The 9,329-nt window shown below is 50.7% G+C and carries 20 protein-coding genes; all 20 read left to right on the top strand.

Annotated elements, in window-relative coordinates:
* Window positions 1-167 precede the first annotated feature (167 nt).
* Window positions 168-362, top strand: a complete 195-nt coding sequence (gene bfd, locus ACUTSC_RS24835) for a bacterioferritin-associated ferredoxin (RefSeq protein ID WP_015379266.1) — start codon at window positions 168-170, stop codon at window positions 360-362.
* Between the two features lie 73 nt (window positions 363-435).
* Window positions 436-915: a bacterioferritin gene (bfr, locus tag ACUTSC_RS24830; RefSeq protein ID WP_060424586.1), complete on the top strand. Its 480-nt coding sequence runs from the start codon at window positions 436-438 to the stop codon at window positions 913-915.
* Window positions 916-1,294: 379 nt separating this feature from the next.
* The gene (gene rpsJ, locus ACUTSC_RS24825; RefSeq protein WP_001181005.1) at window positions 1,295-1,606 is read left to right on the top strand and encodes a 30S ribosomal protein S10; all 312 of its coding nucleotides are present in this window, start codon (window positions 1,295-1,297) and stop codon (window positions 1,604-1,606) included.
* 32 nt (window positions 1,607-1,638) lie between these two features.
* Complete coding sequence (gene rplC / locus ACUTSC_RS24820) at window positions 1,639-2,268, top strand: 50S ribosomal protein L3 (RefSeq protein ID WP_015379265.1); 630 nt, start codon at window positions 1,639-1,641, stop codon at window positions 2,266-2,268.
* Between the two features lie 10 nt (window positions 2,269-2,278).
* Window positions 2,279-2,884, top strand: a complete 606-nt coding sequence (gene rplD, locus ACUTSC_RS24815; protein WP_004929779.1) for a 50S ribosomal protein L4 — start codon at window positions 2,279-2,281, stop codon at window positions 2,882-2,884.
* Window positions 2,881-3,183, top strand: coding sequence for a 50S ribosomal protein L23 (gene rplW, locus ACUTSC_RS24810; protein WP_004929776.1), 303 nt, complete (start codon window positions 2,881-2,883; stop codon window positions 3,181-3,183). The genes rplD and rplW overlap by 4 nt, the downstream gene beginning before the upstream one ends.
* An 18-nt stretch (window positions 3,184-3,201) precedes the next feature.
* Window positions 3,202-4,026, top strand: coding sequence for a 50S ribosomal protein L2 (gene rplB / locus ACUTSC_RS24805; protein WP_004929775.1), 825 nt, complete (start codon window positions 3,202-3,204; stop codon window positions 4,024-4,026).
* A gap of 14 nt (window positions 4,027-4,040) precedes the next feature.
* The gene (gene rpsS / locus ACUTSC_RS24800) at window positions 4,041-4,319 is read left to right on the top strand and encodes a 30S ribosomal protein S19 (protein ID WP_004929772.1); all 279 of its coding nucleotides are present in this window, start codon (window positions 4,041-4,043) and stop codon (window positions 4,317-4,319) included.
* A 14-nt stretch (window positions 4,320-4,333) separates the two neighbouring features.
* Window positions 4,334-4,666 carry a 50S ribosomal protein L22 gene (gene rplV / locus ACUTSC_RS24795; protein WP_002223844.1) on the top strand — a complete coding sequence of 111 codons (333 nt, stop codon included), beginning with the start codon at window positions 4,334-4,336 and terminating at the stop codon, window positions 4,664-4,666.
* 17 nt (window positions 4,667-4,683) lie between these two features.
* On the top strand, window positions 4,684-5,382 hold the full coding sequence (gene rpsC, locus ACUTSC_RS24790) for a 30S ribosomal protein S3 (protein ID WP_063991193.1): 699 nt from the start codon (window positions 4,684-4,686) through the stop codon (window positions 5,380-5,382).
* Window positions 5,383-5,394: 12 nt separating this feature from the next.
* On the top strand, window positions 5,395-5,805 hold the full coding sequence (gene rplP, locus ACUTSC_RS24785; protein ID WP_004929764.1) for a 50S ribosomal protein L16: 411 nt from the start codon (window positions 5,395-5,397) through the stop codon (window positions 5,803-5,805).
* Window positions 5,805-5,996 (top strand): 50S ribosomal protein L29, encoded by a 192-nt coding sequence (rpmC, locus tag ACUTSC_RS24780; RefSeq protein ID WP_004929762.1) that lies wholly within the window; start codon window positions 5,805-5,807, stop codon window positions 5,994-5,996. The genes rplP and rpmC overlap by 1 nt, the downstream gene beginning before the upstream one ends.
* The gene (rpsQ, locus tag ACUTSC_RS24775; protein ID WP_004929760.1) at window positions 5,997-6,251 is read left to right on the top strand and encodes a 30S ribosomal protein S17; all 255 of its coding nucleotides are present in this window, start codon (window positions 5,997-5,999) and stop codon (window positions 6,249-6,251) included.
* 171 nt (window positions 6,252-6,422) lie between these two features.
* The gene (rplN, locus tag ACUTSC_RS24770; protein ID WP_000613954.1) at window positions 6,423-6,794 is read left to right on the top strand and encodes a 50S ribosomal protein L14; all 372 of its coding nucleotides are present in this window, start codon (window positions 6,423-6,425) and stop codon (window positions 6,792-6,794) included.
* A gap of 9 nt (window positions 6,795-6,803) precedes the next feature.
* The gene (gene rplX / locus ACUTSC_RS24765) at window positions 6,804-7,118 is read left to right on the top strand and encodes a 50S ribosomal protein L24 (protein ID WP_004929758.1); all 315 of its coding nucleotides are present in this window, start codon (window positions 6,804-6,806) and stop codon (window positions 7,116-7,118) included.
* A 14-nt stretch (window positions 7,119-7,132) separates the two neighbouring features.
* Window positions 7,133-7,672 carry a 50S ribosomal protein L5 gene (rplE, locus tag ACUTSC_RS24760; protein ID WP_061800465.1) on the top strand — a complete coding sequence of 180 codons (540 nt, stop codon included), beginning with the start codon at window positions 7,133-7,135 and terminating at the stop codon, window positions 7,670-7,672.
* A gap of 13 nt (window positions 7,673-7,685) precedes the next feature.
* Entirely contained in the window at window positions 7,686-7,991 is a 306-nt protein-coding gene (gene rpsN / locus ACUTSC_RS24755) for a 30S ribosomal protein S14 (protein WP_048232029.1), read from the top strand.
* Window positions 7,992-8,021: 30 nt separating this feature from the next.
* Window positions 8,022-8,414, top strand: a complete 393-nt coding sequence (rpsH, locus tag ACUTSC_RS24750; RefSeq protein WP_004929753.1) for a 30S ribosomal protein S8 — start codon at window positions 8,022-8,024, stop codon at window positions 8,412-8,414.
* Between the two features lie 14 nt (window positions 8,415-8,428).
* Complete coding sequence (rplF, locus tag ACUTSC_RS24745; RefSeq protein ID WP_197768504.1) at window positions 8,429-8,962, top strand: 50S ribosomal protein L6; 534 nt, start codon at window positions 8,429-8,431, stop codon at window positions 8,960-8,962.
* Between the two features lie 9 nt (window positions 8,963-8,971).
* Window positions 8,972-9,325: a 50S ribosomal protein L18 gene (gene rplR, locus ACUTSC_RS24740; RefSeq protein ID WP_004929748.1), complete on the top strand. Its 354-nt coding sequence runs from the start codon at window positions 8,972-8,974 to the stop codon at window positions 9,323-9,325.
* The last annotated feature ends 4 nt before the right edge of the window (window positions 9,326-9,329 follow it).

Raw genomic sequence — 9,329 nt, 5'->3', positions numbered from 1 at the left:
TGTAGGCGCTGGTGTTGTTGCTAAAGTTATCGCTTAATCGCGAATAATTTTTCGACACAAAAAGGGCACTTCGGTGCCCTTTTTTTATGCAATTTGTTCAAATCTTAATTGAAATAAAAACCATTCCTATTTAGACTCAATGCATTGGTTAAGAAGTGAGTCTCTCTATGTATGTATGTCTGTGTAATGCGGTGACTGACAAAGCGATCCGTAATGCGGTGCGTCAGCACAATCCCCATACCATGAAGCAGCTGCGTGAACTTGTGCCGATTGGTACCGATTGTGGAAAGTGCATTCGTCAGGCAAGACAGATTATGGTGGAGGAGCGCGGAACTATCATCCCAATGCATGAAGTTGCCTAACAAAGGGTAAGGTTATTTTTGACTCTTGGCTTACAGGTTCTACACTTTTAGAACTGGCCAGGAGGAGTTACCTATGAAAGGCGATAAAAAGATCATTGCTCACCTCAACAAGCTGCTCGGCAACGAGCTGGTTGCCATCAATCAATATTTCCTGCACGCCCGCATGTTCAAGAATTGGGGCTTAATGCGCCTCAACGACAAGGAATACCACGAGTCGATCGACGAAATGAAGCATGCCGATCGCTACATCGAGCGTATCCTGTTCCTGGAAGGGCTCCCTAACCTGCAGGATCTCGGCAAGCTGAACATCGGCGAAGACATTGAAGAGATGCTGCGTTCCGATCTGGCGCTGGAGCTGGCAGGCGCTAAAAACCTGCGTGAAGGTATCGCCTATGCCGACTCGATTCATGATTACGTCAGCCGCGATTTGATGATCGATATCCTGGCCGATGAAGAAGAGCATATCGACTGGCTGGAAACCGAGCTGGATCTGATCGCTCGCCTCGGTATTCAAAACTATGCCCAGGCCCAGGTTCTAGAGCGCAAAGAGTAAGCCTGTCTTCCGTTCGTCATCGTCTCTCCTGCCGGCGACCGTTTTTACGGTGGGGCAGGGGAGCTTCCCCGCCAAGCATAATTCATACCCTGTTAGCCGTCCTCATCTCGCGACTGCCGCTGAACGCGCAAAAATGACGATTTCCTGAGCATATTTCCAACTGCGGCTTGCTTCCTGGGCCATTTTGCGTATAATGCGCGGGCTTACCTAATCTTGGTAAGCCTGATTTTAGCGAATCAGTCGATTGGCAGGCCTTTTTTGCCTTTCGAACAATACTCCCGATATGGGGGTTATATGTTGACGATTACACTCCCCCATCAATCGAAATGGGTGTGAGGAGTAATTATTTACGTTTATAAATAATTGGAGCTCTGGTCTCATGCAGAACCAAAGAATCCGTATCCGCCTGAAAGCGTTTGATCATCGTCTGATCGATCAATCAACCGCGGAAATCGTCGAGACTGCAAAGCGCACTGGTGCGCAAGTCCGTGGTCCGATCCCGCTGCCAACTCGCAAAGAGCGCTTTACCGTTCTGATCTCTCCGCACGTTAACAAAGACGCGCGCGATCAGTACGAGATTCGCACTCACAAGCGTCTGGTTGACATCGTTGAGCCAACCGAGAAAACCGTTGATGCTCTGATGCGTCTGGATCTGGCTGCCGGTGTAGACGTGCAGATCAGCCTGGGTTAATCAGGTCATTGAGCGATTGAGAGGTTGAAACAATGATTGGTTTAGTCGGTAAAAAAGTGGGTATGACCCGTATCTTCACTGAAGATGGCGTTTCTATCCCAGTAACCGTAATTGAAATTGAAGCGAACCGCGTGACTCAGGTTAAAAGCCTGGACACCGACGGTTACCGTGCCGTTCAGGTTACCACTGGTAGCAAAAAAGCTAACCGTGTAACCAAGCCGGAAGCGGGCCATTTCGCTAAAGCTGGCGTTGAAGCTGGCCGTGGTCTGTGGGAATTCCGCCTGGAAGAAGGTCAAGAATTCGCTGCAGGTCAGGAAATTAGCGTAGAAATCTTCGCTGACGTTAAAAAAGTCGATGTTACCGGTACTTCTAAAGGTAAAGGTTTTGCTGGCACTGTTAAGCGCTGGAACTTCCGTACCCAAGACGCTACCCACGGTAACTCCTTGTCTCACCGCGTTCCGGGTTCTATCGGTCAGAACCAGACTCCGGGCAAAGTGTTCAAAGGCAAGAAAATGGCTGGCCACCTGGGTGATGAGCGCGTAACCGTTCAAAGCCTGGACGTAGTACGTGTTGACGCTGAGCGCAACCTGCTGCTGGTTAAGGGTGCTGTACCGGGCGCAACCGGTGGCAACCTGATCGTTAAACCAGCTGTGAAGGCGTAAGGGGATAGCAATGGAATTAGTATTGAAAGACGCGCAAAGCGCGCTGACTGTTTCCGAAACTACCTTCGGTCGTGATTTCAACGAAGCGCTGGTACACCAGGTTGTTGTTGCTTATGCAGCAGGTGCCCGTCAAGGTACTCGTGCTCAGAAGACCCGTGCTGAAGTAACTGGTTCCGGCAAAAAGCCATGGCGTCAGAAAGGCACCGGCCGTGCGCGTTCAGGTTCTGTAAAGAGCCCGATCTGGCGTTCAGGCGGCGTGACCTTTGCTGCTAAGCCACAGGACCACAGTCAGAAAGTAAACAAAAAGATGTACCGCGGCGCGCTGAAAAGCATCCTGTCCGAACTGGTACGTCAAGATCGTCTGATCGTTGTCGAGAAGTTCTCTGTAGAAGCGCCTAAAACTAAGCTGCTGGCACAGAAACTGAAAGATATGGCTCTGGAAGACGTGCTGATCGTGACCGGTGAACTGGATGAGAATCTGTTCCTGGCAGCTCGCAACCTGTACAAGGTTGACGTGCGCGATGTAGCAGGTATCGATCCGGTTAGCCTGATCGCCTTCGACAAAGTGGTTATGACTGCTGATGCTGTGAAGCAAGTTGAGGAGATGCTGGCATGATCCGTGAAGAACGTTTGCTGAAAGTGCTGCGTGCACCGCACGTATCTGAAAAAGCATCCGCTGCGATGGAAAAAAGCAACACCATCGTTCTCAAAGTTGCCAAAGACGCGACCAAAGCAGAAATCAAAGCTGCAGTGCAGAAACTGTTTGAAGTCGAAGTCAAAGACGTGAACACCCTGGTAGTTAAAGGGAAAGTGAAGCGTCACGGTCAGCGTGTTGGTCGTCGTAGCGACTGGAAAAAAGCTTACGTCACCCTGAAAGAAGGCCAGAATCTGGACTTCATCGGCGGCGCAGAGTAAGTCGGAGGAGTAAGAACAATGGCAATTGTTAAATGTAAACCTACATCTCCGGGTCGTCGCCACGTTGTTAAAGTGGTTAACCCTGAGCTGCACAAGGGTAAACCTTATGCCCCGCTGCTGGAAAAACTGAGCAAAAGCGGTGGTCGTAACAACAATGGCCGTATCACCACCCGTCATATCGGTGGTGGCCACAAGCAACATTATCGTCTGGTTGACTTCAAGCGCAACAAAGACGGTATCCCTGCTGTGGTTGAGCGTCTGGAGTACGATCCGAACCGTTCCGCGAACATCGCGCTGGTTCTGTACAAAGACGGCGAACGCCGTTACATCCTGGCGCCGAAAGGCCTGAAAGCTGGTGACCAGATTCAATCTGGCGTTGATGCTGCAATCAAAGCGGGTAACACCCTGCCGATGCGCAACATTCCAGTTGGTTCAACGGTTCACAACGTAGAAATGAAACCAGGTAAAGGCGGCCAGATGGCTCGCTCCGCTGGTGCCTACGTTCAGATCGTTGCTCGTGATGGTTCCTACGTAACTCTGCGTCTGCGCTCCGGCGAAATGCGTAAAGTTCCAGCTGATTGCCGCGCCACCCTGGGTGAAGTCGGTAACGCTGAACACATGCTTCGCGTTCTGGGTAAAGCAGGTGCTGCACGTTGGCGTGGTGTTCGTCCTACCGTTCGCGGTACGGCGATGAACCCGGTAGATCACCCGCACGGTGGTGGTGAAGGTCGTAACTTTGGTAAGCACCCGGTAACTCCGTGGGGCGTTCAGACCAAAGGTAAGAAGACCCGTAGCAACAAGCGTACTGATAAGTTCATCGTACGTCGCCGTAGCAAAAAATAATTAGAGGATAAGCCATGCCACGTTCTCTCAAGAAAGGTCCTTTTATTGACCTGCACTTGCTGAAGAAGGTAGAGAAAGCGGTGGAAAGCGGTGACAAGAAGCCTTTGCGCACTTGGTCCCGTCGTTCAACGATCTTTCCTAACATGATCGGTTTGACCATCGCTGTCCATAATGGTCGTCAGCACGTACCAGTGTTCGTTTCCGATGAAATGGTCGGTCACAAACTGGGTGAATTCGCGCCGACTCGTACTTATCGCGGCCATGCGGCTGATAAAAAAGCTAAAAAGCGCTAAGGTAGGAGGAAGAGATGGAAACTATCGCTAAACATCGCCACGCTCGTTCTTCTGCTCAGAAGGTTCGCCTTGTTGCTGACCTGATTCGCGGTAAGAAAGTGTCGCAAGCTCTGGAAACTCTGACCTACACCAACAAGAAAGCTGCTGGTCTGGTTAAGAAAGTGCTGGAGTCTGCCATTGCTAACGCAGAACACAACGATGGCGCTGACATCGATGATCTGAAAGTTACGAAAATCTTCGTAGACGAAGGCCCAAGCATGAAGCGCATTATGCCGCGTGCAAAAGGTCGTGCAGATCGCATCCTGAAGCGCACCAGCCACATTACTGTGGTTGTGTCCGATCGCTGAGACTCTGGAGACTAGCAATGGGTCAGAAAGTACATCCTAATGGTATTCGCCTGGGTATTGTCAAACCTTGGAACTCTACTTGGTATGCGAATACCAAAGAATTCGCTGACAACCTGGACAGCGACTTTAAAGTTCGTCAATTCCTGACTAAGGAACTGTCGAAAGCTTCCGTTTCTCGCATCGTTATCGAGCGTCCTGCGAAGAGCATCCGTGTGACCATTCACACTGCTCGTCCAGGCATCGTTATCGGCAAGAAAGGTGAAGACGTCGAAAAACTGCGCAAGGTCGTAGCGAACATCGCTGGCGTTCCTGCACAGATCAACATCGCCGAAGTCCGTAAACCGGAACTCGACGCTAAATTGGTTGCTGACAGCATCACTTCTCAGCTGGAACGTCGCGTTATGTTCCGTCGTGCTATGAAGCGTGCAGTACAGAACGCAATGCGTCTTGGCGCTAAAGGTATCAAAGTTGAAGTAAGCGGCCGTCTTGGCGGCGCTGAAATCGCACGTACCGAATGGTACCGCGAAGGTCGTGTTCCATTGCACACTCTGCGTGCGGACATCGACTACAACACATCTGAAGCGCACACCACTTATGGTGTAATCGGCGTTAAGGTATGGATCTTCAAAGGTGAGATCCTGGGTGGTATGGCTGCAGTTGAACAACCGGAACCGGCTGCTCAACCTAAAAAGCAGCAGCGTAAAGGCCGCAAGTAAGGAGAGTCGCTGATGTTACAACCAAAGCGTACAAAATTCCGTAAGGTGCACAAGGGCCGCAACCGTGGTCTGGCGCAAGGTACGGATGTTAGCTTCGGCACTTTCGGTCTGAAAGCTGTTGGCCGTGGCCGTCTGACTGCTCGTCAAATCGAAGCAGCTCGTCGTGCAATGACTCGTGCAGTTAAGCGTCAAGGCAAGATCTGGATCCGTGTATTCCCGGACAAACCGATCACCGAGAAGCCGCTGGAAGTGCGTATGGGTAAAGGTAAGGGTAACGTGGAGTATTGGGTTGCCCTGATCCAGCCTGGTAAGGTCCTGTACGAAATGGACGGCGTGCCAGAAGAGGTTGCCCGCGAGGCATTCAAACTGGCAGCAGCGAAACTGCCGATCAAAACCACCTTTGTAACTAAGACGGTGATGTAATGAAAGCACAAGAGCTGCGTGAAAAAAGCGTTGAAGAGCTGAATGCCGAGCTGCTCAACCTGCTGCGTGAGCAATTCAACTTGCGCATGCAGGCGGCCAGTGGCCAGCTGCAACAAACTCACCTGTTGAAACAAGTGCGTCGTGACGTCGCACGCGTTAAGACTTTACTGACTCAAAAGGCGGGTGTGTAAATGACTGAAGTTATCCGTACCCTGCAGGGTCGTGTTGTTAGCGATAAAATGGAGAAATCCATCGTTGTTGCTATCGAACGTACTGTGAAGCACCCGATCTACGGGAAATTCATCAAACGTACGACCAAGCTGCACGTACATGACGAGAACAACGAATGTGGTACCGGCGACGTGGTGGAAATCCGCGAATGCCGCCCACTGTCCAAGACTAAGTCCTGGACGTTGGTTCGCGTTGTAGAGAAAGCGATTCTGTAATAGAGTAGCTGGCTCTCACTTAATAAACGGCTCAGAAAATGAGCCGTTTATTTTTTCTACCCATACCAAGTAAGCGGTGTTATAATGCTGCGCCCTCGGTTATGGGGCTTTTCAACGGCCTAATTTTACTTGGGTCTTTAAAGTAGTAGTTGACATTAGCGGAGCACTAAAATGATCCAAGAACAGACTATGCTGAACGTCGCCGACAACTCCGGTGCACGTCGCGTAATGTGTATCAAGGTTCTAGGTGGCTCGCACCGTCGCTACGCAGGCGTCGGCGACATCATCAAAATTACCATCAAGGAAGCAATTCCTCGCGGTAAGGTGAAGAAAGGCGATGTTCTGAAGGCGGTAGTGGTGCGCACCAAGAAGGGTGTACGTCGCCCGGACGGTTCTGTCATTCGCTTCGATGGCAATGCATGCGTTATTTTGAACAATAACAGCGAGCAGCCAATCGGTACGCGTATTTTTGGGCCGGTAACTCGTGAACTGCGTAATGAGAAGTTCATGAAAATTATCTCTCTGGCACCAGAAGTACTCTAAGGAGCGAACATGGCAGCGAAGATCCGTCGTGATGACGAAGTTATCGTGATTACCGGGAAAGACAAAGGTAAACGCGGTAAAGTAAAAAATGTCCTGTCTGCTGGCAAGGTCATTGTTGAAGGCATCAACCTGGTTAAGAAACACCAGAAGCCGGTTCCGGCTCTGAACCAACCAGGCGGCATTGTTGAAAAAGAAGCTGCAATTCAGGTTTCTAACATTGCTATCTTCAACGCGGCTACCGGCAAGGCTGACCGTGTAGGCTTTAGATTCGAAGACGGCAAAAAAGTCCGTTTCTTCAAATCTAACAGCGAAACTATCAAGTAATTTGGAGTAATACGATGGCGAAACTGCATGATTACTACAAAGACGAGGTAGTCAAACAACTGATGTCTCAGTTTGATTACAACTCTGTCATGCAAGTCCCTCGGGTCGAGAAGATCACCCTGAACATGGGTGTTGGTGAAGCGATTGCTGACAAGAAACTGCTGGATAACGCCGCAGCGGACCTGACAGCTATCTCCGGTCAAAAACCGTTGATCACCAAAGCCCGCAAATCTGTTGCAGGCTTCAAAATCCGTCAGGGCTATCCGATCGGCTGTAAAGTAACTCTGCGTGGCGAACGCATGTGGGAGTTCTTTGAGCGCCTGATCTCCATTGCTGTTCCACGTATCCGTGACTTCCGTGGCCTGTCCGCCAAGTCATTCGATGGCCGTGGCAACTACAGCATGGGCGTGCGTGAGCAAATCATCTTCCCAGAAATCGACTACGACAAAGTCGATCGCGTTCGTGGTTTGGATATTACCATTACCACTACTGCGAAATCTGATGATGAAGGCCGCGCGCTGCTGGCTGCTTTTAACTTCCCGTTCCGCAAGTAAGGCAGGGTTACTGATGGCTAAGCAATCAATGAAAGCACGCGAAGTCAAGCGCGTGAAATTAGCTGACAAGTTCTTTGCAAAACGCGTTGAACTGAAAGCTATTATCTCTGATGTGAACGCATCCGATGAAGATCGTTGGAATGCCGTTCTCAAGCTGCAAACTCTGCCGCGTGATTCCAGCCCGTCTCGTCAGCGTAAACGCTGCCGCCAAACTGGCCGTCCACATGGTTATGTGGGCAAATTCGGGTTGAGCCGTATTAAGCTTCGTGAAGCCGCTATGCGCGGTGAAGTACCAGGCTTGAAAAAGGCTAGCTGGTAATTACCAATTGAATCACGGGAGTAAAGACAGATGAGCATGCAAGATCCGATCGCGGATATGCTGACCCGTATCCGTAACGGTCAAGCCGCGAACAAAGTTGCGGTCACCATGCCTTCCTCCAAGCTGAAAGTGGCAATTGCCAACGTGCTGAAGGAAGAAGGTTTTATTGAAGATTTCAAAATCGAAGGCGACGCCAAGCCTGTTCTGGAACTGGTACTGAAGTACTTCCAGGGCAAAGCTGTGGTAGAAAGCATTCAACGTATCAGCCGTCCAGGTCTGCGCATCTACAAGAAAAAAGATGAGCTGCCAAAAGTTATGGCCGGTTTGGGTATCGCTGTTGTTTCTACCTCTAAAGGTGTTATGACCGATCGTGCAGCTCGCCAGGCTGGTCTTGGTGGCGAGATTATCTGCTACGTAGCTTAATTCGGGAGGAAAGAATGTCTCGTGTTGCAAAAGCACCCGTCGTCATTCCTGCCGGCGTAGAGGTAAAACTCAACGGTCAGGTTATTTCGATTAAGGGTAAAAACGGCGAGTTGACTCGTACTATCCACGACGCCGTTGAAGTGAAGCAAGAAGCTGACGCACTGACTTTCGCTCCGCGCGAAGGTTTTGCTAACGCATGGGCTCAAGCGGGTACCACGCGCGCTCTGCTGAACGCAATGGTTGTTGGTGTTACCGAAGGCTTCACCAAAAAGCTTCAACTGGTAGGTGTTGGTTATCGTGCTGCCGTTAAAGGCAACGTGGTGAATTTGGCCCTGGGCTTCTCTCACCCTATCGATCACCAGCTGCCGGCAGGTATCACTGCTGAATGCCCAAGCCAAACTGAAATCGTGCTGAAAGGCGCTGATAAGCAGGTCATTGGCCAGGTAGCAGCAGATCTGCGTGCTTACCGTCGTCCTGAGCCTTACAAAGGCAAAGGTGTTCGTTACGCCGACGAAGTCGTGCGTACCAAAGAGGCTAAGAAGAAGTAAGGTAACACTATGGATAAGAAATCTGCTCGTATCCGTCGTGCGACCCGCGCACGCCGCAAGCTCCAAGAGCTGGGTGCAACCCGCCTGGTGGTACATCGTACCCCGCGTCACATTTACGCACAGGTGATTGCTCCAAACGGTTCTGAAGTACTGGTAGCCGCTTCTACTTTAGAAAAAGCTATCGCGGAGCAACTGAAGTATTCCGGTAACAAAGACGCAGCAGCAGCCGTAGGTAAAGCTCTGGCTGAGCGCGCGTTGGAAAAAGGGATTGCGAAAGTATCCTTTGACCGTTCCGGTTTCCAATATCATGGTCGAGTCCAGGCACTGGCAGATGCTGCCCGTGAAGCTGGCCTTCAGTTCTAAGGAA

It is taken from the genome of Serratia sp. TSA_105.2, from assembly GCF_052692115.1.
The sequence above is the reverse complement of the archived record's forward strand: the minus strand, read 5'-3'. Positions and strand labels throughout refer to the sequence as shown.

Excerpts from the sequence above, each read along its gene's own strand:
- rpsC (WP_063991193.1), top strand. The coding sequence starts at position 4,684 with ATGGGTCAGAAAGTACATCCTAATGGTATTCGCCTGGGTATTGTCAAA.
- rplN (WP_000613954.1), top strand. The coding sequence starts at position 6,423 with ATGATCCAAGAACAGACTATGCTGAACGTCGCCGACAACTCCGGTGCA.
- rpsQ (WP_004929760.1), top strand. The coding sequence starts at position 5,997 with ATGACTGAAGTTATCCGTACCCTGCAGGGTCGTGTTGTTAGCGATAAA.
- rplE (WP_061800465.1), top strand. The coding sequence starts at position 7,133 with ATGGCGAAACTGCATGATTACTACAAAGACGAGGTAGTCAAACAACTG.
- rplF (WP_197768504.1), top strand. The coding sequence starts at position 8,429 with ATGTCTCGTGTTGCAAAAGCACCCGTCGTCATTCCTGCCGGCGTAGAG.
- rpsS (WP_004929772.1), top strand. The coding sequence starts at position 4,041 with ATGCCACGTTCTCTCAAGAAAGGTCCTTTTATTGACCTGCACTTGCTG.
- rplC (WP_015379265.1), top strand. The coding sequence starts at position 1,639 with ATGATTGGTTTAGTCGGTAAAAAAGTGGGTATGACCCGTATCTTCACT.
- rpsJ (WP_001181005.1), top strand. The coding sequence starts at position 1,295 with ATGCAGAACCAAAGAATCCGTATCCGCCTGAAAGCGTTTGATCATCGT.
- rplP (WP_004929764.1), top strand. The coding sequence starts at position 5,395 with ATGTTACAACCAAAGCGTACAAAATTCCGTAAGGTGCACAAGGGCCGC.
- bfd (WP_015379266.1), top strand. The coding sequence starts at position 168 with ATGTATGTATGTCTGTGTAATGCGGTGACTGACAAAGCGATCCGTAAT.
- rpsN (WP_048232029.1), top strand. The coding sequence starts at position 7,686 with ATGGCTAAGCAATCAATGAAAGCACGCGAAGTCAAGCGCGTGAAATTA.
- rpmC (WP_004929762.1), top strand. The coding sequence starts at position 5,805 with ATGAAAGCACAAGAGCTGCGTGAAAAAAGCGTTGAAGAGCTGAATGCC.
- rplR (WP_004929748.1), top strand. The coding sequence starts at position 8,972 with ATGGATAAGAAATCTGCTCGTATCCGTCGTGCGACCCGCGCACGCCGC.
- rplB (WP_004929775.1), top strand. The coding sequence starts at position 3,202 with ATGGCAATTGTTAAATGTAAACCTACATCTCCGGGTCGTCGCCACGTT.
- rplV (WP_002223844.1), top strand. The coding sequence starts at position 4,334 with ATGGAAACTATCGCTAAACATCGCCACGCTCGTTCTTCTGCTCAGAAG.
- bfr (WP_060424586.1), top strand. The coding sequence starts at position 436 with ATGAAAGGCGATAAAAAGATCATTGCTCACCTCAACAAGCTGCTCGGC.
- rplW (WP_004929776.1), top strand. The coding sequence starts at position 2,881 with ATGATCCGTGAAGAACGTTTGCTGAAAGTGCTGCGTGCACCGCACGTA.
- rplX (WP_004929758.1), top strand. The coding sequence starts at position 6,804 with ATGGCAGCGAAGATCCGTCGTGATGACGAAGTTATCGTGATTACCGGG.
- rpsH (WP_004929753.1), top strand. The coding sequence starts at position 8,022 with ATGAGCATGCAAGATCCGATCGCGGATATGCTGACCCGTATCCGTAAC.
- rplD (WP_004929779.1), top strand. The coding sequence starts at position 2,279 with ATGGAATTAGTATTGAAAGACGCGCAAAGCGCGCTGACTGTTTCCGAA.